The 21,920-nt window shown below is 55.1% G+C and carries 22 protein-coding genes; all 22 read left to right on the top strand.

Translation table 11 applies throughout. From position 1 onward, the window contains the following. The first annotated feature begins 72 nt into the window (after positions 1-72). The 22 genes from N512_RS0119260 (at position 73) to N512_RS0119155 (ending at position 21,791) form a co-directional block, all read left to right on the top strand. Complete coding sequence (locus N512_RS0119260; RefSeq protein ID WP_028781354.1) at positions 73-957, top strand: hypothetical protein; 885 nt, start codon at positions 73-75, stop codon at positions 955-957. Next, on the top strand, positions 954-1,553 hold the full coding sequence (locus N512_RS0119255) for a PilN domain-containing protein (protein ID WP_028781353.1): 600 nt from the start codon (positions 954-956) through the stop codon (positions 1,551-1,553). The genes N512_RS0119260 and N512_RS0119255 overlap by 4 nt, the downstream gene beginning before the upstream one ends. Further along, positions 1,550-2,209 (top strand): MSHA biogenesis protein MshJ, encoded by a 660-nt coding sequence (locus tag N512_RS0119250; RefSeq protein ID WP_028781352.1) that lies wholly within the window; start codon positions 1,550-1,552, stop codon positions 2,207-2,209. The genes N512_RS0119255 and N512_RS0119250 overlap by 4 nt, the downstream gene beginning before the upstream one ends. 88 nt (positions 2,210-2,297) lie before the next feature. Continuing rightward, positions 2,298-2,516, top strand: coding sequence for a general secretion pathway protein GspB (locus tag N512_RS0119245; protein WP_231473629.1), 219 nt, complete (start codon positions 2,298-2,300; stop codon positions 2,514-2,516). Beyond that, positions 2,516-4,207 (top strand): pilus (MSHA type) biogenesis protein MshL, encoded by a 1,692-nt coding sequence (gene mshL / locus N512_RS0119240; protein ID WP_028781350.1) that lies wholly within the window; start codon positions 2,516-2,518, stop codon positions 4,205-4,207. The genes N512_RS0119245 and mshL overlap by 1 nt, the downstream gene beginning before the upstream one ends. 8 nt (positions 4,208-4,215) lie before the next feature. Next, positions 4,216-5,127, top strand: a complete 912-nt coding sequence (locus N512_RS0119235) for an ExeA family protein (protein WP_028781349.1) — start codon at positions 4,216-4,218, stop codon at positions 5,125-5,127. After that, positions 5,124-6,449 carry a tetratricopeptide repeat protein gene (locus N512_RS23870; protein ID WP_051472880.1) on the top strand — a complete coding sequence of 442 codons (1,326 nt, stop codon included), beginning with the start codon at positions 5,124-5,126 and terminating at the stop codon, positions 6,447-6,449. Before N512_RS0119235 ends, N512_RS23870 begins: the two co-directional genes overlap by 4 nt. Continuing rightward, on the top strand, positions 6,446-8,200 hold the full coding sequence (locus N512_RS0119225; protein WP_028781348.1) for a GspE/PulE family protein: 1,755 nt from the start codon (positions 6,446-6,448) through the stop codon (positions 8,198-8,200). The genes N512_RS23870 and N512_RS0119225 overlap by 4 nt, the downstream gene beginning before the upstream one ends. A 2-nt stretch (positions 8,201-8,202) precedes the next feature. Then, the gene (locus tag N512_RS0119220; RefSeq protein ID WP_028781347.1) at positions 8,203-9,423 is read left to right on the top strand and encodes a type II secretion system F family protein; all 1,221 of its coding nucleotides are present in this window, start codon (positions 8,203-8,205) and stop codon (positions 9,421-9,423) included. Further along, on the top strand, positions 9,423-9,917 hold the full coding sequence (locus N512_RS0119215; RefSeq protein ID WP_028781346.1) for a hypothetical protein: 495 nt from the start codon (positions 9,423-9,425) through the stop codon (positions 9,915-9,917). Before N512_RS0119220 ends, N512_RS0119215 begins: the two co-directional genes overlap by 1 nt. Before the next feature lie 65 nt (positions 9,918-9,982). Beyond that, positions 9,983-10,585, top strand: a complete 603-nt coding sequence (locus N512_RS0119210) for a type II secretion system protein (RefSeq protein WP_028781345.1) — start codon at positions 9,983-9,985, stop codon at positions 10,583-10,585. A 34-nt stretch (positions 10,586-10,619) separates the two neighbouring features. Then, the gene (locus N512_RS0119205) at positions 10,620-11,138 is read left to right on the top strand and encodes a prepilin-type N-terminal cleavage/methylation domain-containing protein (protein WP_028781344.1); all 519 of its coding nucleotides are present in this window, start codon (positions 10,620-10,622) and stop codon (positions 11,136-11,138) included. A gap of 108 nt (positions 11,139-11,246) precedes the next feature. Next, positions 11,247-11,714: a pilus assembly FimT family protein gene (locus tag N512_RS0119200; RefSeq protein ID WP_028781343.1), complete on the top strand. Its 468-nt coding sequence runs from the start codon at positions 11,247-11,249 to the stop codon at positions 11,712-11,714. Further along, positions 11,704-12,204, top strand: a complete 501-nt coding sequence (locus N512_RS0119195) for a type IV pilus modification PilV family protein (RefSeq protein WP_037475680.1) — start codon at positions 11,704-11,706, stop codon at positions 12,202-12,204. Before N512_RS0119200 ends, N512_RS0119195 begins: the two co-directional genes overlap by 11 nt. Further along, the gene (locus N512_RS0119190; RefSeq protein ID WP_051472879.1) at positions 12,204-13,040 is read left to right on the top strand and encodes a PilW family protein; all 837 of its coding nucleotides are present in this window, start codon (positions 12,204-12,206) and stop codon (positions 13,038-13,040) included. Before N512_RS0119195 ends, N512_RS0119190 begins: the two co-directional genes overlap by 1 nt. Further along, positions 13,030-13,503, top strand: a complete 474-nt coding sequence (locus tag N512_RS0119185; protein WP_028781340.1) for a hypothetical protein — start codon at positions 13,030-13,032, stop codon at positions 13,501-13,503. Before N512_RS0119190 ends, N512_RS0119185 begins: the two co-directional genes overlap by 11 nt. Continuing rightward, positions 13,496-16,960 (top strand): DUF6701 domain-containing protein, encoded by a 3,465-nt coding sequence (locus N512_RS23455; protein WP_051472878.1) that lies wholly within the window; start codon positions 13,496-13,498, stop codon positions 16,958-16,960. Before N512_RS0119185 ends, N512_RS23455 begins: the two co-directional genes overlap by 8 nt. Before the next feature lie 120 nt (positions 16,961-17,080). Then, positions 17,081-18,523 (top strand): inorganic phosphate transporter, encoded by a 1,443-nt coding sequence (locus N512_RS0119175; protein WP_028781339.1) that lies wholly within the window; start codon positions 17,081-17,083, stop codon positions 18,521-18,523. A 208-nt stretch (positions 18,524-18,731) separates the two neighbouring features. Next, positions 18,732-19,781, top strand: a complete 1,050-nt coding sequence (locus N512_RS0119170) for a rod shape-determining protein (protein WP_025011854.1) — start codon at positions 18,732-18,734, stop codon at positions 19,779-19,781. Positions 19,782-19,823: 42 nt separating this feature from the next. Then, complete coding sequence (gene mreC, locus N512_RS23450; RefSeq protein WP_037475677.1) at positions 19,824-20,702, top strand: rod shape-determining protein MreC; 879 nt, start codon at positions 19,824-19,826, stop codon at positions 20,700-20,702. Beyond that, positions 20,699-21,187, top strand: a complete 489-nt coding sequence (gene mreD, locus N512_RS0119160; protein WP_025011856.1) for a rod shape-determining protein MreD — start codon at positions 20,699-20,701, stop codon at positions 21,185-21,187. Before mreC ends, mreD begins: the two co-directional genes overlap by 4 nt. Position 21,188: 1 nt before the next feature. Continuing rightward, complete coding sequence (locus N512_RS0119155) at positions 21,189-21,791, top strand: Maf family protein (RefSeq protein ID WP_025011857.1); 603 nt, start codon at positions 21,189-21,191, stop codon at positions 21,789-21,791. Positions 21,792-21,920 lie beyond the last annotated feature (129 nt).

Below are 21,920 nucleotides of genomic sequence, written 5' to 3'. Positions count from 1 at the left end.
AAGGTTGCAGCAAGTTGTTAACCTTAAGACCGAGGTCAGGCCAACCACTTTCACAGGGACTCAGGGTTACCTATGACGAACAAGTCATTCATCAGTCGTCTTTTTAGCTTTGGCTCATCCGAATCCGGCGTCGCTACCGGCATCTTCCTCGCGGCCAATCACGCCTGGGTCTTTCGCCCCGGCAGTGACAACCAAGGTGCACTCTGCCACAGCTATTCACTGCAAAAAGATGATTGGAATGCACTGTTTTCCGCTATCTATGCCGACTTTGGCCCCTCGAAACTGCAGTTGGCGTTGGGCTTTGGCCATTATCAACTTCTGAGCGCCGACCGGCCCAAGGTAGAAGCCGATGAGATGGCTCAAGCGCTGGTTTGGGCGGTCAAGGACATGGTCAGCACGCCGCCGGCCGATATCCATCTGGACTACTTCGAATCACCGATTAAAAGCAGTGACAAACTCAATGTGGTGGTTTGCTCCCGCAGCAGCCTATCTGCTTTGGCCCAGGGAATAGACAAGGCCGGTATGGAGTTGGTGGGGATCAGCATCGAAGAGTTACTGCCCACTAACCTCTTTGGCCAAGACCCTATGGCCAGGCTGGTGATCAGCCAAATTCCCGGGCAGGAGTTACTGCTCACTGTGGTGCGCGAGGGTGAACTCTACATGCAGCGGCGCATTCGCGGATTTGCCGAACTGCACCAGACCGATGCCGAATCCTTGGGGTTCGGCGTTGCCGATACCCTCAGCCTGGAGATCCAGCGCTCGATGGACTTTTTTGAAAGCCAGCTCAGACAAGCGCCGGTAGCCTCGATTGAAATCATGGTTCAGGGGCAAACCGATGCCCTGGCGCAACTTGTGTCCAGTAACTTTAACCAGCAGGTGCGTCCGGTCAATGGCATGGATGTCGGTATGAAAATGGCTGAGCTCAGCTATCTGGAACTGGAGCGGGGTAGCAAATGAGCAAGACCCGGATCAATCTCTATTCATCTTCACTCTTGCCTCCCAAGCAAAGGCTCAGTTTTGTTCGTTTGCTGGTTATTGCTGGTGTGTTCTTGTTACTGGGACTCTCACTTATCGGCTTGGGATGGTGGCAGCAAACGCAAGTGTCCAGGCAGTTGCTTGAGGTCGAGTCGCAGCGACAGGCCTTGGAGAGCCAAAAACAACAACTGGAAGCCGAATTGGCCAAGCGTCAGCCTAGTGCCGAGCTGGTCATTGAGCTGGAGCGTCGTACTCAGGAGCGAGAGCTCAAGGGTTTACTGCTGACCGAGCTTGGGCAGCGGGAGCGCATGACGTCCAAGGGCTTTGCGCCTGTGCTGCAGGAGTTGGCCCAAGTGTCCGATGGCAGCGTGTGGCTGAGCCGCATCAAACTTGAAGAAGAGAAGCTGGAGTTTGAAGGTTTCGGCCAATATCCGCAGAGTCTGCCGCGCTGGATAGACAAGCTCAAACAAACCGAGAGTCTGAGAGGGCGCTCGTTTGCTTCCATGACCATGGCTCGGGAGCCAGGCCAGCCACTGGCCTTCGTCCTGACCAGTGAAGCCCGGGAGGTGAAGAAATGAATTTCCTTCGGCGTCTGGGCCAAGCCTTTGATGGTTTGAGTCAAAGAGAAAGAGGCATGGTGGCGGGAGTCAGCCTGTTATTGCTGCTGTTTCTGCTGTATCTGCCGCTGGAGTCTTTCTGGCTGGAGCGCCAGAGCAATCTGCAACGCCTGCATGCCGGCCAGAGTAGCATCAAACTCAGTCAGCAACAGCTGGAGCTCTATCGCCAACGCCTGGCGGAAGACCCTGATACGCCGCTTAAGGCCCGCTTGGGGCAAGTCAATCGTGATATCGCCGCGTTGGATCAACAACTGGAGCGCCAGATGGTCGACATGGTGCCCGCCAGCTATATGCCATCATTGCTTACCGCCTTGCTGGAACGGGTGCAAGGAATACAGCTGACCGGCTTCAAGTCTGTCGCCCCAACACCTTTGCTGGTGGTAGGCAAAGCTGATGAACAACAGATGAATCTCTATAGTCACGGCATAGTGCTGGAGTTTGAAGGCGACTATTTCGCCGTGCTCAAGTTTGTGCAAGCGGTGGAAAACATGCCGGACAAGCTCTATTGGAAGCGCCTGGATTACCGGGTGTCTGAGTATCCCAAGGCCAGTGTGCAACTTGAGTTATACACGCTCAGCATCAATGAGGACTTTATCAGTGTGGCATCATCCAGCTAAGTGCTTAATCTTATTGGCGATGCTCTGCGGCCAGGATCTGGCAGCAGCCAGCTTGCGGGACCCTACCATGCCGGCACAGGGAGTAAATTTGCCAGCCAAGGAGCAGGGAGGACAGGGCCTGATACTGAGCAGCCTGCTCAGCGGACCTCAGGGCAAGCGGGCCGTGATTAATAACCAAATCTACCGCCAGGGAGACAGGATACAAGGGGTGGTGTTAAGCCGTATCGATCAGGACAGCGTTTTGCTGGCCGATGGTCGCCGACTCTATCTGTTTCAAGCGATTACCGAGCGCAAGGAAAAACATTAATGAAAACCAGACTCGCCTGTATGCTGCCGTTGTTGGCTCTGGGCCTGGCGGCCTGCCAAACCACGGATAGGCCCAACCCAGCCGCCTCCAAAGAGGCGCTGCGCGATTCCATGGCGCAGCAAAATGCCAGGGCAGCAGTGCCTCCTCCGGCCAGCTTGCCTCCCGGTGTGCAGCAAGAGTTGAATGCCGATGGTCTTCTGGCCGGGCTGGCCGCACCTATGCAGACCGAGCGGCGTTTTGATGTCTCGGCCAATGATGTCGATGCCAGGGTGTTTTTCCCGAGTCTGGTGGAAGGCACTCCCTTCAGCGTGGCTGTGCATCCACAAGTGAGCGGCAATATCTCTTTATCGCTCAAGGGCGTGACCCTGAGTGAAGCCTTGCAGGTAGTACAGGACATTTATGGCTATGAAATCAGCAGGGAAGGACGGATCCTGAGGGTCTATCCGGCAGGCCTGAGAACCGAGACTTTCCCGGTCAATTACCTCTATATGGAGCGTATCGGTCTGTCGCTGACTTCGGTCAGCTCGGGAAGGATCTCTGACAACAACAATAACAACAACAGCAATAACAACCTCAACAATAATGGCCTGAACAACGGCAATAACAGCAATTTCAGCAATAACCGTAGTAACAACAACGGCAACGACCAGAACAGCAATAACACCAACGGCACCTTCATCAGTTCCCGCACCAAGACAGACTTCTGGGGCGAGCTGCAAAAGACCCTGGAATCGATTCTCGGCAGCAGTGGCGACGGCCGCTCTGTAGTGGTCACTCCCCAGGCTGGCTTGGTTACCGTCAGAGCCAATCCGGACGAGCTACGGCAAATTCGCAGTTTCCTCTCCACCGCCGAGAGCCATCTGCAGCGGCAGGTTATTCTGGAAGCCAAGATCCTCGAAGTGACCCTCTCCGATGGTTACCAGCAGGGGATCCAGTGGCAGGATGTGCTTGGCAGCGCTTTGGCCGACGGTAACACCAAGGTTAATTTTGGCACCAGCGAGGGCTCGTTTGGCGATCAGATCACCGAGGCCATAGGAGGGGTGACCTCTTTATCACTCAAGGGTACGGATTTCACCGCCATGATCACTCTGCTGGATACCCAAGGCGATGTCGATGTGCTCTCCAGCCCCAGGGTGACAGCGTCCAACAACCAGAAGGCGGTGATCAAAGTTGGCCGTGACGAATACTTTGTCACAGATGTCTCCTCTACCACAGTGGCCAGCACCACACCGGTGACATCACCTGAGGTGGAGCTGACGCCCTTCTTCTCGGGAATCGCTCTGGATGTAACGCCCCAAATAGACAAAGACGGCAGTGTCTTGCTGCATGTACATCCTTCGGTCACAGATGTGAAAGAGCAGAAAAAGAGTATCAAGATAAGTGACTCTTCGTTGGATCTGCCCTTGGCCCAGAGTGAAATCCGTGAGTCCGACACTGTCATCAAGGCGCTTTCCGGTGATGTGGTGGTGATTGGCGGCCTGATGAAGAGCGAGAATACCGAAGTGGTATCCAAGGTGCCGCTGCTGGGCGATATACCCTTTATCGGTGAAGCCTTTACCAACCGCAGCAAGTTAAAGCGCAAGACAGAACTGGTGATTTTGCTCAAGCCGACCGTGGTAGTTGATGGCACCTGGCAAAAAGAACTGCAACGCTCTCAGAGCTTGCTTGACCGCTGGTATCCACAGGAATAGCCGCTTCTATGTATCTGCAGCATTTTGGCATGCAGAGCATGCCTTTTGCCCTGACCCCCAACACAGGATTTTTCCTGGGGTTGGCTCCCCATGTGGAGGCCTTGCAGGTGCTGCAGGTGGCGCTGCAAACCGGTGAAGGTTTTATCAAGGTTACCGGCGAAGTGGGAACCGGCAAAACATTGCTGTGCCGCAAACTGCTCAATGAGTTACCGCAGCAGTTTCGCTGCGCCTGGTTGCCCAATCCTTATCTGACCCCGGCAGAACTCAGACTGGCGATTGCCGAGGAGCTGGGGATTGCCGTGAATGATATTAAAGATCAGCAGCAACTCAGTGGCCTTATCCAGCAGCAGCTGTTGGCGCTCAGTGCCCAGGGGCTCAATATTGTTTTGTTGCTCGATGAAGCCCAGGCCTTGCCGGATGAGAGTCTTGAAGCCTTGCGGCTGTTGACCAATCTGGAAACCGAGAGCCGCAAGTTGCTGCAGGTGGTGATCTTCGGCCAGCCCGAACTGGATTCGCGCCTGGCGCAGCAAGAGTTTCGACAGTTACGCCAGAGGATCACCTTCAGCTATCGCTTGCGGCCGCTGACCCGGGATGAAGTCTATGCCTATCTGCGCCACAGATTGGCGGTGGCCGGCTATCAGGGGCCGGTGTTATTCAGCGCTGCAGACAGTAAACGTATCGCCGTGGCTGCCAGAGGGATCCCCAGATTGGTGAATATTTTGGCGCACAAGGCGCTGCTGCTCTGTTTCGGTGAAGGCAAACAGCAAGTGAAAACGGCGCATATCAAGGGCGCCATCAAGGATACCGAAGATGCTTCCCGTACTTCCAACTGGCGCTGGTTTTGGCCGACTCTGGCACTGCTCCTTACTTCAGTCGGCGCCTCGGTCGGGGTTTATGCCATGAAGGGAGTCTGGTTATGAGTGTGGTCAATCAGATGCTCAAGGACCTGGATAAACGCCAGCAGCCCCACAACTTAGCTCATGTGCCGGCGGGGCAGGCCAGTCAAGCGGCGGCCAATCCCTGGTGGTTGCTGCTGGGTGGCACGCTGCTTGGCATCTCTCTATTGGCGCTGGGGTTATGGTTGGGCGGTTATTTGGGAAGTGGCAGTCAAAGCGCTTCTCAAATCCAAAACCAAAGTGGTGACCGAGCAGAGCCATCGCAGACAGTGCCGTATGAGCCGGGACCCACGGGCCGTAATCGACCGCCGCCGAAAGTAGTCTCAAGCGCTGCCGACGGCAGCGATAGATTAAGTTTGGAGCCTGAGGCGCAGAACTCGGCGCTGCAACTTCCCAGCAAGAGCCTGGCTCCAAGTGAACAATCCAAAGCTCCTGATACGGGCTTGAATGCTCAAGGCTCAGCCTTTGAAACAAAAAGCCCGGAAATGTATGGCTCAGAAACAGGCAACTTGAACTCGAGCCGAGCCGATGACAGCCTTGAAACCAGTGCTGTTGCCGAACGTCTGGCAGCCAAGGAAGAGCAGCTCGGACTGGAGGCTGGACAAGAGCCGGCTCAGTCAGTGCAAATAGAAAGACCTGGTCGCAATGAAAAGTCAGGCTTGGATCAGAAGCCCAGCCCCAATGAGAGCGGCAGGATAACCCAATCCACATCTGGGGCTGCCAAGCCAAGCCAGGCGAAAATGAGCGTGACTCAGGTATCTCTGACCCCGGCAGAGCTGTCGCAAAAGAAATTACAACAGGGACAACAGGCTAAGGAACTGGGGCAGTTGGACAAGGCAATGTCGGCCTATGCCGAAGCCTTGCGTTTGAATGATGCCAATCACAACGCCCGCCAGGAGCTGGCGGCGCTGTTTTATGGCCGCGGCGAATTGGACAAGGCGGCAGTACTGCTGCGTCAAGGCGCCGAAAATTATCCGCAGCAACCGACCTTTTGGCTGTTGCTGGCCCGGGTGCAGAAGGCTCGCAGCGAGTTGCCTCTGGCTCTTGCCAGTTTGCAACAGATAGCCGATGGCAGCGAGCTTGGGCGCGAGAAATGGCTACTGCAGGCAGAAATTGGCCAAAGCCTCAAGGATTGGCCCTTGGTACAACAAAGTTATCTTAGCCTGATCCGGCAGGATGCCTCTCAGGGACGCTGGTGGTTGGGGCTGGCCTATGCCCAGGATGCGAGTGGCGATTATGATGCCGCCAAGGCCAGTTACCAGGAAGCACTCAAGCGCCAGGGTTTGTCCGCGGATGCCCGTGATTACATAGAAAACCGACTCGCCCAGATAGGAGGCCGCCAGTGAAACCCAAGTTGAAAATGCGCCTCGGTGATCTCCTGGTACAGGAGCAGATTATCAGCGAGGTGCAGCTGCAAAACGCGCTGTCACAACAAAAACAAACCGGCCGCAAGCTGGGGCGCACCCTGATAGACATGGACTTTATCAGCGAGGAGCAGCTGCTGCAGTTTCTCTCGCATCAGTTGAATATTCCCTTTATCGATATCAGCAAACGCCCTATTCCTGCCGAGGTGGTCAACCTCTTGTCCGAAGTGCAGGCGCGGCGTTTTCGGGCTCTGGTGATTGAAGCCGACAAGGATTCTGTGCTGGTGGCCATGAGCGATCCTGCCGATCTGCAGGCGCTGGATGAATTGGATGTGCTATTGGCACCAAGACGCCTGAAACTGGCGGTGGTGAAGGAACAGCAGCTGTTCGATGCTTTTGATAACCTCTATCGCCGCACCGGCCACATTGCCCAGATGGCCGGCAAGCTGGAGGAAGAATACGCCGCCGATGATCAGTTCGATCTCGCTAGTCTGACCGAGGGTGACAGCGACAACGAAACCACAGTAGTTAAGCTGTTGCAGTCGATTTTCGAGGATGCGGTACAGATCCGCGCCTCGGACATTCACATTGAACCCGGCGACAAGTCGCTCAGGATCCGCCAGCGGGTGGATGGTCTGTTGCAGGAAAATGTGCTCAAAGAGGTCAATATCGCCGCAGCGCTGGTGCTCAGGCTCAAGTTGATGGCCGGCTTGGATATCTCGGAAAAACGTTTGCCCCAGGATGGCCGTTTTCATATTGAAATCAAAGGCCATCAGATAGATGTGCGTATGTCTACCATGCCCATCTATCACGGCGAGTCTGTGGTGATGAGGCTGTTGGACCAATCGGCAGGCCTCTTGACCCTGAATGAAACCGGAATGCCGCCGCATATTCTCGAGCGGGTACGGCGGCAGATAAAACGCCCCCACGGCATGTTGTTGGTCACAGGCCCTACAGGTTCGGGTAAGACAACCACTCTTTACGGCATTCTCAGTGAGCTGAACAAGGCTGAGAGCAAGATCATTACCGTGGAAGATCCGGTGGAATACCAACTGCCGCGGATCAACCAGGTGCAGGTCAATCACAAGATAGGCCTGGATTTTTCCAATGTACTGCGCACCACCCTGCGCCAGGATCCTGACATCATAATGGTGGGGGAGATGCGGGATCAGGAAACCGTCGAAATCGGCTTGCGCGGTGCCCTGACAGGTCACTTCGTGCTCTCGACCCTGCACACCAATGATGCCATTACCAGTGCCCTGCGTTTGCTTGATATGGGGGCGGCCAGTTATTTGGTGGCCAGTGCCCTCAGGGTCATCATAGCCCAGCGCCTGGTGCGGCGGGTGTGTAAGAACTGCGCCACCGATTATCAGCTCACGCCGCAGGACAGGGTCTGGCTCCAGAGTATCAGCAAGCGCGACTTTTCCGATGCCAGGCTCAGAGTGGGCACAGGGTGTCAGAGCTGCTCCGGTACAGGTTATCGCGGTCGTATCGGGGTGTTTGAGATCCTCGAACTGGATGAAACCATGATAGAGGCGATGCGCAGCGGTAATCCCCATGAGTTTGCCCGTGCCGCTTACGCCAGCGAACAGTTTACCCCGCTGGCTGAATCGGCTCTGGAATATTTACGCAGCGGCCTGACGACCATAGAAGAGGTCGCCAAGCTGGTGGAAGATGTCTCCGAGTCTCAAGTGCCGTTGGCGGCCGAGATGATGGAACGGGATGAGGTCTGATTATGCCGCTCTATGCCTATCGGGGCCGGGATGCCCGCGGTGAACAGGTCAAGGGACAATTGGATGCTGCCTCAGAGAGTGTGGCGGCCGATCTGCTGCTGGCCAGAGCTGTGATCCCGCTGGAGCTCGTTGAGCTCAAGCCTGGCCCGGATCTCAGTCTCAAAGGTTTGCTCAAGCGTAGGGTTGGCCTGGATGAGCTGCAGATATTCACCCGGCAGATGTATTCCCTGACCCGCTCCGGCATTCCTATTCTGCGAGCCATTGCCGGGCTGTCGGAAACCACCCATTCCAAACGGATGAAAGAGGCATTGCAGGATGTCTCTGAACAGTTGACCGCCGGACGGCCGCTGTCGTCGGCAATGAACCACCATCCGGATGTGTTCGACGCCTTGTTCGTCTCCATGGTTCATGTGGGAGAGAACACGGGCAAACTGGAAGATGCCTTTCTACAGTTGTCCGGTTATATCGAGCGGGAGCAGGAAACCCGCAGACGGATCAAGTCTGCCATGCGTTATCCCATGTTTGTTCTGTTGGCGGTGGCACTGGCACTGGTGATCCTCAATATTATGGTGATCCCCAAGTTCGCCGAAATGTTTTCCCGCTTCGGTGCTGAATTGCCTTGGGCGACCCGGTTGCTTATCGGTACTTCCAACCTGTTTGTCAATTACTGGCCCTTGATGCTGGTGGCGCTGGTGGTAACTGTACTCGGGGTGCGTTATTGGCATAGAACCGAGAAGGGCGAAAAACAGTGGGATCGCTGGAAACTGCATATTCCGGCGGTGGGTTCCATAATCGAACGCTCGACTCTGGCCCGTTATTGCCGCAGTTTTGCCATGATGTTGGGGGCCGGAGTGCCCATGACTCAGGCGCTCAGCTTGGTGGCCGATGCCGTAGACAACAGCTATATGCACGACAGAATCGTCAACATGCGCCGCGGGGTCGAAGCGGGGGAATCCATGCTGAGGGTTTCCAATCAGAGTCAGTTGTTTACGCCCCTGGTGTTGCAGATGGTTGCTGTTGGGGAAGAAACCGGCCGTATAGATCAACTGCTCAATGATGCCGCCGATTTTTACGAAGGTGAGGTAGATTATGATCTCAAGAACCTCACCGCCAGGCTGGAACCTATTTTGATCGGCATAGTGGCCATTGTGGTGCTGATCCTGGCCCTGGGTATCTATCTGCCTATGTGGGACATGCTTAATGTGGTCAAGGGAGGCCGCTGATGCCAAGCCAGCATCAGGCCGAGGAAGATCTGCTGCGAACCTTCGCCAGACTGGCCGCACTGCTGCTGTTGTTGGTCATTCTGGCGGTGTTGGGAGTACGTTATTTTTCAGCCGTGGATCAGGTGTCGGCCAGAGGGTTGCAGCTTGAACACCACAGGTTGCTGAATGTATTGGCCATGGTGAGATCCCAGTGGCTGAGCCTGGGACGCCCTGAACAGATGCAACTGGATTGGCAGACGCTGGAACGACCTGAGCCTCCAGGTCAATTGGCTATGAATAAGGCTGGTTGGCCACAGGCGCCCGGCCGGGATGACAGAGGCTGTGTGGCTCTTTGGCAACAGCTTCTGGGAAGCATGCCGGATAAGGCTGTTATCCGGGTGCAGTTTCTCCGCCAGGATCAAAGCTGCCGCTATGTGAGCCCTGCCGGTGAGAGCCTGAGTTATCAAATGGACACCGGCAGGGTCATTTTTTTGACAGCTGATACAGATTATTGACCGAGTTGGTTTTTTATCTTAACGGAACTGCTAAAATCAGTGGCGAACAGGTGGAGGAAACCTAGATGAAACGACAGATGCAAGGCTTCTCGTTAATCGAGCTGGTGATAGTGATAGTGATCCTGGGCCTGCTGGCTGCAACCGCTATTCCGCGTTTTTTGAATGTGACAGATGATGCCGAGGATGCCAGTCTCGAAGGTGTAACAGGTGGCCTCGCCACTGCAGTCAGTTTTGTGCGTTCCCAATGGGAGGTCGATGGTCGCCGTAACAACTCGGTGATCCTAGATGGTACGACAGTGTCTCTGGATACCCGCTTTGGCTATCCGACCGGTACTGGCAATACCTCGGCCACTTCCATGGATGATGCCAGTTGCCAGCAAGTGTTCAATACCGTGTTGCAGAGTGCACCCAAGAATGTGCTTTACAGTGCCGATGCCAGAGATCAACGCTATACCGTCAGGGCCTTGGAAGGAGCAGGTGCAAGCGCCACAGCCATTAACGGCACTGTGGTAACCGGGCTGGATCTCTGCGTCTACCATCAGGTGGCATCTCTGGTGCTGAATCAAAGCTCGGGGGTGGCGACACCGGCACCGGATCTCAACACCACAGGCGCCAAGGGAATTACCTATAACCCGGGTACTGGCCAGGTATTGAGTTTCAGCAACTGATTGAATTGAATTTTTTGAACCAAAGGAAAGCGCTATGCAAAGACAACAAGGTTTCACCCTGATTGAACTGGTGGTGGTGATCATAATTCTCGGTATTCTGGCGGTGGTAGCAGCGCCCAAGTTTATCAATCTGCAATCAGATGCCAGAGCTTCGGCCCTGCAAGGAATGAAAGGGGCGATTCAAGGAGCCAACAGCTTGATTTACTCCAAAGCCGCCTTGGCCGGAGTTGAAAAGCAGCCTTCTACCACTGTGGATATCGCGGGTACGACTGCTACTACCGATGATGTCGCCATCGTTTTTGGCTATATGGCCGCGAGTCAAGCTGCATTTCAGGCAGGAATGGATGCTCGGTTTGATGCCGGCACTTCGCCAACAGCAACGGGTTCGAATGACTGGGTTATCGATGGAACTACTGATGGGCAGGTGACTATTTGGCAACGTGGTGCGCCAGCCGATGTCACCAATCCGGCAGCCAGTTGTAAGATTGTTTACGTAGCTCCCACAGCAGTCGGAGCATTACCCACTATTACGCTGACAGACAATGGTTGCTAATAGCCTGTAGCTGAAAAGGCCTGCCAAGCAGGCCTTTTTTACGTCAGGATTCAAACTATTGGGCTTATTTGCCATACTTGACTGAGTATGGAATTGGCGGGAAATCATATGGCTGTGACCAAGGGGACAGGCACCCGGGGATTTACTCTGGTGGAGTTGGTAGTGACTATCATGTTGCTGGCCATACTTTCCGTCGTGGTGCTGCCAAAATTGGTATCCTCCAGCAGTTACAGCGCCTGGACGCTGCGACAGGAATTGATTGCCGAGTTGCAAAAGACTCAGATGTTGGCACTCAATAATCCCGACCGTTGCTATCGGCTCTCTATCAGCAACAGCGCCTATCAACTCAGCCACTTGACCCAGGACTGTACGAGCGTCATCCGCAACAATAGCGCCGAAAGTCTGCCGCGTAATACCCGGATACTGCTTCAAAGTAACGGTGCTGACAGTTTTCAGATCCAGTTCGATGCTTTGGGCCGCACTAACCTTGCCTGCAATGGCGCCTGCCTCTCTGTGGTCGCCGATGAAACCCTGACTATCGCCATAGAGTCCGAGGGCTATATCCATGAGGGCTGAAGCGCGGGGATTCACCCTGATAGAGCTGGTGATCGGCATGTTGGTGCTCGGTATCGCCCTGGTGCTGTTGACCAGTGTGCTGTTTCCCCAAAGCGATCACGCGGCGCAGACCCTGCATAGAGTGCGCAGCGCCGAGTTGGCTCAGGCTGTGATCAATGAAATCTGGGGCAAGCGTTATGATGAGCATAGCGGCGCCAACGGTGGTCTACCCGCCTGTGACGGTTTGGGCGGTGTCAGTTGTACCCGGGTTAGCGATTATGGCCCGGATGGTGAGAGTCGGGATCAGTTTGACGATATCGACGATTACCACGGTCTTAACGAGCAGAGCCTGATGCTTAATTCCAGCCTGAGTTACCTGAGTCACTACCCGGGGTACAGTCTCAGCGTCCAGGTATCCCAGTATCAAGCCAACAGTAAGCTGGTGACTGTCACAGTAACCACACCCTCGGGTGAGGCTATCCGTTACGACGTGCTGAGGAGTAATTTCTGATGCGCAGCAGGCAGGGTAAGAGATTCATACAGATCAAAGGACTAGGTTTCGCCAAGGGCTTTACCTTGGTGGAGTTGGTCACAGTGATCCTTATCCTGGGGATTCTGGTGGTGGGTGTCAGCAGCTTTATTATCTTTGGTACCCGTATCTTTGTGGATTCTACCGCCGTCGACAGAGTGCTGGGCAGCAGTCGTTTCGTAATGGAGCGCCTGAGCCGGGAGCTGCGTAATGCCGTGCCTTCCAGTCTCAGGTTGCAGTCCAGCTCTCAGCTGCAGTGTTTGGAGTTTCTGCCTATCACTGCCAGCGGCAGCTATCTGTCATTGCCACTGGCGCCGGATGTCCAGGCGGACAATGCCACAGTGTTTGCGCCGGCAACGGCTATTTCGGCCGGTGAACAGCTGTTGGTATACCCGCTGACCAATGCGGAGATTTATGGCAGTGGCAGCAACAAGCGCCACGCCATAGATAAGGTGGTGCTCAATGGCTCACTGCTGACGCTGCAGTTTGCCGCTGCGGTTAATTTTGCCGAAGCCTCACCGGCGAAGCGCTTTTATGTGGCCGGGCAACCTGTCAGCTACTGCTTTTCTTCGGTGGATGGCAGCATTCGCCGTTATAGCAACTATGGTTATCATGCCGGCCAACCTCTGCCCGATACCATGGGCACAGGGGCCTTGATGGCCGAAGGCTTGAGCAATGATATTGCCAGCAACCCAGCGGTGCAGCTGTTGCCGGCCACCCTGGTCAACAACGCCATAGTGCAATTGCGGCCAGAGTTTTCGGTCGTCGGAGAGCATTTTCAGTATCAACATCAAGTGCAGGTGATCAATGTTCCCTAGTCGAAATTATCACTGTTATGCGCAAAAGCATCAGGGCGGCAGCGCCTTGGTGATAGCCATCTTTGTAATATTGGTGATGTCGCTGTTGGCGGTGACTCTGTTGCGGGTTGGCGGCGACGCCGATGAAAGCGTCAACCTGGAAGTCTGGGGCTTAAGGGCGCTCAACGCCGCCAACAGCGGCGCCGATGCGGCCCTGGCCAGGCTGTTTCCCTTAAGCGGCGGCACTGCCGGTTGCGCCGCTGTGGGCTCAAGCTGGACAGCGCCGGATGTGACCGGATTTCACGGCTGCAATGTCCAGCTCAGTTGCGATACCTTAAGCCAGGACACCAGCCCGGGCAGTGCCAAGTTGTATCGTATCCGCAGCACGGCTGTATGCGAGAGCGGCAGTTGTGGTGTGGGCGCGGCAGATGACAGTCAATGCCTGAGAGTGAGCCGGGTTGTGGAGGTAGAAGCCCGTGAATAGTCGCATATTATTCTTGCTCGGGATACTGCTTGGCGGCCTGCCTTTGCTGGCACTGGCCGTGCCTCAATGCAGTGATATATTTACCGACCTTCCGACAGGGAACCATTTCAATGATGGTTTTGTGCCGCCTGCCAATCTGCCGCCTAGCCGTGGTAATTTAACTTGTAGACAAAGTTGGTTTGACCCTCCTTTTTGTGAACAGTCACTGGCTCCGGGAGATTATGATTTTGATCGCGGTAGTTTCTCCCATGGCAGTTTCCTGAATCCAACAACAACGACCACCAGGTTATATTTCGATGACCTAGAGCTGAACAATGCCACTCTGAACCCAGGTGGAAAGGCCGAGAATCTGATCATCTATGTGCGTAACTCTTTGAGTATCAATGGTCATGACACCATAAATGCGATCTTGTATGTCGAGGGTGCAGTGCAGATCGCTGGAAATGGGTCCTTGGATGGCGCTCTGGCATCTGGGGGGGCTTTGGTGATTACCGGTAACTCGGATGTGGATATCGATCTCGGTGCAGTCGATGATGCCGATTTTGGCGGTATGTGCAGTAATGACCAAACGCCAGTGCTGGGGTGTTTCAGCGATGACTTCAGTTCGGCTTCCTTATCGGCAGATGATTGGGCCATCAAGGTGCTGGGCAATTCAGTACCGCCCAGCATAGTGGGTGGGCGTCTGCGTTTGACTCCTGCCCGGGGCAATCAGGCAACCTCCAGTACCTATCAGCGCTTATTTCCGGCCGAAGGCAACCTGGTAACAGTTGAATTTGATTATTACGCCTGGTCGCCCCAGAGTGGTACCGGCGGTGATGGTGTGGCGGTGATCCTTTCTGATGCGGCCGTGACGCCGCAGCCGGGCAGTTTTGGTGGCGCCTTGGGTTATGCCCAGCGTAATGATGGTACCCCGGGTTTTGCCGGAGGCTGGTTGGGGGTGGCACTGGATGAATACGGCAACTTTTCCAACCCCACAGAAGGGCGTGTCGGTGGCCCGGGCTTTCGCCGTCAAGCCGTGTCTATTCGTGGCGCTCAGGCCGGTTCCTATCGATACCTGACAGGTACAGTTGCCAATATTTATCCCAAGATAGACGTGCGCAGCAGCTATTACCCGGCTCCTGGACACAGGTATAAGATTACCGTAGATTCCCGCCAAGCCAACATGGCCATGGTGTCTGTTGAGCGAGATACAGGTGCCGGTTACCAAACTCTGGTGAGCCCATTTAATGCCAGGAGTTTTATTGGCCAAGGGAGTGTGCCGACAGATTTTTACCTGTCGCTTACCGGCTCTACCGGCGGTTCCAACAACAACCATGAGATAGACAATTTCCAGGTTTGCGCTTTGGACTCCAAGGCCGTGGGTGAGCAGGTTCATCATTTTGAGTTTGATTACAGCAGCGCGCCTTTTACCTGTCGCGCCGAACCCATCACCTTGAGGGCCTGTAAAAATGCCAGCTGCTCAGAGCTCTTCACAGGTACTGTTACCGCTAATCTGAGCCCTAACCCCGTCAGTAACGGCCGTTGGTTACCGGCAAGTTCGGTGACTTTCAACGGTGGCAGTACCCAAATTCAGCTGCAAAAGTTTGATCAAACGCCGCTGACACTGGGGGTTTCCTCCTCGACTCCGGCCACCCGCCCAGGCAGTGATACCCTTTGCCGAAGAGGCAGCGGTCCCTTGAGTACGGCCGCCTGTCGCCTGAGTTTTGCCGATAGTGGTTTCATTTTTGATGTGGCAGATAAGCTGGCCAACAAGCCAGAGACAGGAGTGCTTGTTAAGGCTATGAAGTCAGATGGCACAGCCCAGTGTGTACCGGCCTTTGCCAGTACCAACAAGACGCTTTCGTTCTGGAGTGAGGCGCTGTCGGCAGTTGTCGGTTCACCCAAGGTGCAACTGAAACCGACAGGCGCCCTGAGCTGGCAGGATATAGGCAGCAATCAAGCTGCCGCCACACCGCTGACCTTGGCCTTCGACAGTCAAGGCCAAAGCCGAATCGATATCAATTATGGCGATGCCGGTCGGGTCGAGCTAAATACCCTCTATAGAGGAACGACCAGCGAAGGGGATGCCGGGCTGGTGATGCACGGCGCCGATGATTTTGTCAGCTTCCCGTTGGGATTCTGTGTCGAGGTAGAGCAATACTGCCAGGCCGCGGATGCCTCCTGTGCGCCTTTTCGGCGGGCACAGGAAAATTTCCCACTCAGCATCAGCGCCAAAGCCTGGGCGGATAATGGTAATGCCGATCTCTGTAAAAACCCCACCACACCTTCCTATCAACAGGCAGGTCTCTCTTTATGGCATAAGCTGATTGCTCCGGCTTCAGGTCAACCCGGTGAACTGCAGCTGCAGCAGTATGATCATCTGCGCCAGCAAACGCCTGAGAATAACCGGCTCGCTCAGGCGGTCAGTGAGGTTGGGGTGTTTGAATTCGGCGTCACGGCGCCTTTGCCCTACGAGGGCAGTGTGGCCTTCCCGAGCCTGGTGGGCAGCGCTTATTGGCAGGGACCTAGCGGCAAAACCATAATGCCAGTCGGGCGTTTTGTACCGGCCTTTTTCCGAGTCGATGAACCCAGTTTGCTGCCGGCCTGTAATGGTTTCAGTTACATGGATCAGCCATTTGAAGTCAGTTATAAAGTCAGCGCTTTGGCACTGGATAGGCAAGTGACTCAAAATTATGTCGGTGATTTTGCCAAGGCTTACAGTCATTATCAGGCAGCCAATCAATTCGACGGAGTGGCGTTGGACAGCCGGGTTTCGGGGGGCGAGATCACTTCAGATACCTGGGTGGATGGGCTGGCTGAGTTCCAAGGGCAACTCAAGTTTGCCCGCAAGGACCCGATTGCAACAGACGGGCCTTTCCCGCTTTTGGATATAGGCCTGGAAATTCAGGATCCGGACAAGATTGCCGAGCTGCTGGACAGCAATATGCAAAGCGATTTCAGCGGTGACTGCTCTGTGGCAGGCAGCTGCAGCGCCGTGCGTCTTGGTAGCCAAAAGATGCGTCATGGGCGTTTGCTGTTGGACAATACCTTTGGCCCGGAAACCCAAATCTTGAGCATGGCGGCGAGGACAGAGTATTGGGATGGCAGTGGCTGGCGTTTGAACGAGCTGGATAACTGCAGTGTGTTCAACACGCCACTTGAATATCAACAGGATCAACTCACCCTGGGTTACCACTATGAACCTGCGCTCAGCGCCGGGCAGAGTATTAGCCGCTCCGCCAGCGGCGGCAACACAGTCACAGCCTTTGGCGGCGAGTTTGAACTCTTGTGGCGTGCGCTCGGAAGCTCCGGCTATCGCGGCAAGGTGACGGCGCCGCTCAAGACGCCTGAATGGTTGCAGTGGTACTGGAATTGGAATGGCCTCAATGACGGCACACTTAGCGACCCCAGAGCCAGCGCCTTCTTTGGCCGTTATCGCGGCAACGACAGGATCATCAGTTGGCGGGAAGTTAACTGAAGCCGAATAACAACAGTGTGAAGCAAATCACTAAAGCGCCAAGATGTAGATAATTTAACTTTGTCTTCAACTCACATTGAGCATAATCGACAGCCTCTGCTGTATTTGGCTGATTAAATTATGTTGGAAGCGCTTGCGGGTTTGGGGTGGATCTGGTCTTTGGGGCTGATCCTGGCTGTACTTTTTGTGTTGGCATACGAGTTTATCAATGGCTTCCACGACACCGCCAATGCGGTAGCCACTGTGATTTATACCAATGCCATGCCGGCCAGAGGCGCTGTGCTGGCCTCGGCGCTGTTCAACTTTGCCGGGGTGTTGCTGGGGGGGCTCGGTGTGGCGTACGCCATAGTGCATCTTCTGCCGGTCGGGCTCTTGTTGGACATGGACTCCTCCCAAGGCCTGTTGCTGGTGTTCTCCCTGCTGTTTTCTGCCATCGTCTGGAACCTGGGTACCTGGTTCTTCGGTATTCCCGCCTCCAGCTCCCACACACTGATCGGCTCCATCATGGGTGTCGGTGGTGCCTATGCCTGGCTCAACGGCCAATCGCCGCTGGATGGGATCAATACCGGCAAGGCGATAGATATCATGCTCTCCTTGCTCTTGTCTCCAACCCTGGGCTTTATTCTGGCGGCGATTTTGCTGTTGGTGATGAAGCGTATCTGGCGTAAGCCCAAACTGCATCGCACTCCGGCGGAGCAGGTAGCGGTCAACGGCAAGAAACATCCGCCATTTTGGGCCCGTATTACCTTGATAGCCTCAGCCATGGGAGTCAGTTTCGCCCATGGCTCCAACGACGGTCAGAAGGGCATAGGTCTGGTGATGTTGGTACTTATCTGCATGGCGCCGGGTTATTTTGCCCTGGACTTGAACAGCCAGAGTTTCGATATGGACAGGACTCAGGATGCCAACCGGCGCATCATGGCTCTGTATGAGCGCAACCCGCAGCTGGTGGCTAACCTGGGTGAGCACGCCGCCGACAGTCGCTGTCAGGACTCGGCCATAGCTTCGATGCAGAGCCTGGATAGGCTCCTTGAACAAGGGAGTACAGTAACAGAGTTGACCCAGGAACAGCGCCGGCAAGCCAGGCAGTTGATCCTTTGTATCGATGACAGCACCCGTAAGTTGGCCAAGCAGCCCTTGCCAGGCGCCGAGGCTACTCAATTGAAGCACTGGCGTAGTCAGCTTAACGCCATGACCGAATATGCGCCGCTATGGGTCATAGTAGCCGTTGCCCTGGCTCTGGGTTGCGGCACCATGGTGGGCTGGCGCCGGATTGTGCACACGGTTGGCGAGAAGATCGGTAACGGTGGCATGACCTACAGTCAGGGGATAGCCGCGCAGTTGACCGCCGCCGGTTCTATCGGTATCGCCAGTATGACAGGCATGCCGGTATCCACCACCCATATCCTGTCTTCGGCCGTAGCCGGCACCATGGTAGCTAACGGCTCCGGGCTGCAAAAAAATACTATCAAACAGATCCTGTTAACCTGGGTACTGACATTGCCTATGACCATAGTTTTGTCTGCCGGACTCTTTATGCTGGTGCAAACCCTTTTTGCTTAATAAGCACACAAATCATGTCAAGGGATTGGCATGATCCAAGCTTTTGGCAACTTTATCTCAGCGCATTCCGACAGCTTTTACAGATATATGCTAAAAACCCTCACGGATTAGCGAATGTTAACCCCGCGAGTCTTGTGGAATGCCGGAGGCATTGATAAAGTTAGCTGATTTTCATTTCTTCTGACTCCACAGAATACAGGCTAGTTACATGTTCAAGAAGCTGCGTGGCATTTTTTCTAACGATCTGTCGATCGATTTGGGTACAGCTAACACTCTCATTTATGTTCGTGAAGAAGGCATTGTATTGAATGAGCCTTCCGTGGTCGCCATCCGTGGCGAACGAAGCAGCTCTGGGCAGAAATCCGTGGCCGCAGTCGGTACTGAGGCGAAGCAGATGCTGGGACGTACCCCCGGCAATATTCAGGCCATCCGCCCAATGAAAGATGGGGTTATCGCCGACTTCTACGTGACCGAGAAGATGCTGCAGCACTTTATCAAGCAAGTGCACAACAACAGCTTTTTCCGCCCAAGCCCTAGGGTACTCGTGTGTGTGCCTGTAGGTGCCACTCAGGTTGAACGCCGCGCGATCAAGGAGTCAGCGATGGGCGCCGGCGCCCGTGAGGTTTACCTGATTGAAGAGCCAATGGCAGCCGCCATAGGGGCCGGCCTGCCGGTTTCCGAAGCCACAGGCTCCATGGTGGTGGATATCGGTGGTGGTACCACTGAAGTGGCCATTATTTCGCTCAACGGCGTGGTTTACTCCTCTTCCGTGCGTATCGGTGGTGACAAGTTTGACGATGCCATCATCAACTATGTGCGCCGCAACTACGGCAGCCTGATTGGTGAAGCCACAGCCGAACGCATCAAGCACACAATCGGCACGGCTTATCCAGGCGATGAAGTACTGGAGATTGAAGTGCGCGGCCGTAATCTGGCCGAAGGGGTACCGAGAAGCTTTACCCTGAACAGCAATGAGATCCTCGAAGCGCTGCAAGAGCCGCTGTCGGGCATTGTCAGTGCCGTGATGGTCGCACTGGAGCAGTCGCCTCCAGAGTTGGCGTCCGACATCTCTGAGCGCGGTATGGTGCTCACAGGTGGCGGTGCCTTGCTGCGGGATCTGGACCGTCTGCTGATGCAGGAAACCGGGATCCCTGTAATGGTCGCCGAAGATCCGCTTACCTGTGTGGCCCGCGGCGGCGGTAAAGCACTGGAGATGATCGATATGCACGGCGGTGACCTGTTCTCAGAAGAAAACTAATACTTTCCAGCACAGGCGGTATCTTACCGCCTTAGCTTTTCTATGAAGCCTATTTTTGTTCGCGGTATTTCAAATCAGTTCAGGTTGACACTGGCAGTGGTCATGTCGGTGATCCTGCTGGTTGCCAATGATCGTCTCGAACCTGCGAGACAGTCGCTGGCATCCTTACTGAGCCCTCTACAGTACCTGGCCAATGTGCCAGGTGAGCTGCTGGATTGGTCTGCCCAGAGTTTGGCGACCCGTGACATGCTGGAGCAGCAAAACAAAGAACTCTTGCGCCAGCAAATGCTGATGAGTGAAAGACTGCAACGTTTTGAACACCTGCGTCAGGAAAACCAACGCCTGCGTGAACTGCTGGGCTCGCCGGTGCATATGGACTCGCGCAAGATGGTGGCCGAGGTGATGGAAGTGGCCAGCGACCCCTTTCATCATTATGTGGTGATCAACCACGGCAGTCGCAACGGCGTGTTTGTCGGTCAGCCGGTGGTGGATGCCCAGGGGGTTGTCGGCCAAGTGGTGCAGGTCAGCGAACTCACCGCCAGGGTGCTGCTGCTCTCCGACCCCAAACACGGCTTGCCGGTGCGTATTACCCGCAACGATGTGCGCCTGATAGCCAACGGCATAGGCGAACTCGATGAGATAGAACTCAGACACGTGGCCAAGAGTACCGACATCAAGGTCGGCGATCTGCTGGTGACTTCCGGGCTCGGCAACCGCTTCCCGGAAGGTTATCCGGTGGCGCGGGTGATTTCGGTTTCCCGGGACGATGGCCAGAGTTACCTCAAGGTCACGGCGCAGCCGCTGGCGGCGCTGGACCGAATCCGTTATCTGCTGCTTATCTGGCCTGAAGACCATCCCGGTGCCAAGTCTGAGTCACAAGAGCCGGCTGCAACCGACGCCAACAGTGGAGCCGAATCATGAGTCTGGAAAATGCCAATGGCCGTTTGGCGGTATGGCTGACCCTGCTGCTGGGTATGCTGCTGCAGATCATGCCGGTACCGGAAATGTTCAGCGCCTGGCGCCCCGATTGGTTGGTGCTGGTGATGATCTATTGGGCCGTGGCACTGCCCCACAGATACAATATTCTCACCGCCTGGGTGTTGGGGGTGCTACTGGATATTCTACTGGGGGCAACCCTGGGGATCCGTGCACTGGCCATTTCCCTGGTGATCTATGTGGTGGTACTGCACTTTCAGAAGTTGCGTAACTTCCCCATGTGGCAGCAGTCTTTGGTTATCGCCAGCCTGATCTGCTTCTATCATCTGATTATTTTCTGGGCCCAGTTTGTGGTATCAGGGGCGCATTTCACCATGGAGCTATTCCTGCCTTCCCTGTCCAGCCTGGTCATTTGGCCCTGGGTCTTCTGGATACTGCGCCGCATCAGGCGCCACTACAAGGTACGTTAATATGCCGCTGATTTTGGCCTCAGCCTCCCCCAGACGCCGCGAGCTTTTGGCACAGCTGGCGCTGGGAAATCCGAACTTTGGTTTTGAGATCCTGCCCGCCGATATCGACGAGAGTCATCAAGCCGGGGAAACCCCGGAGCAGTTTGTCAGCCGTTTGGCCGAAGAGAAGGCGGCAGCAGGTTTAGCCCTGTGGCGCGGGAACCCTGAACATCAGGAAGGGTCTGATACTCTAGTGCTGGGCTCAGATACTATAGTGGTCTTGGGCGATAGAATTTTGGGTAAACCCGTGGACAAGGCCGATGCCTGCGCCATGCTCAAGAGCTTGAGTGGTCGCAGTCATCAGGTGATGACCGCCGTGGCCTTGACCGATGGCAAGCGCACAGAGGCGGCTCTTGTGGTCACCCAGGTGTACTTCTGCGACTTGAGCGATGCCGATATTCAGGCCTATGTTGCCTCGGGCGAGCCCATGGACAAGGCGGGAGCCTATGGCATTCAAGGGCTGGGTGGCAGCTTTGTCGCCAAGATTGAAGGCAGTTATTCGGCGGTAGTCGGCCTGCCCATGGCTGAAACCCGGTCGCTGTTGCACAAGGCCGGTTGTTTGTAAGCTCGCTTACACAAACTGACGAATTTTTAGCAGCTTTAACGCCCGCCAGCCGATAAAATCAATGAATTAACATCCAACAAGGGTAAATCGTGAATACCAGTCGCACAGTCAATAGCAAGGCTCCGCGGA

The organism is Shewanella sp. 38A_GOM-205m (assembly GCF_000518445.1).
Classification (GTDB): domain Bacteria; phylum Pseudomonadota; class Gammaproteobacteria; order Enterobacterales; family Shewanellaceae; genus Shewanella; species Shewanella algae.
Note: the sequence above shows the minus strand (reverse complement) of the source record. Positions and strands in the feature narration are given on the sequence as shown.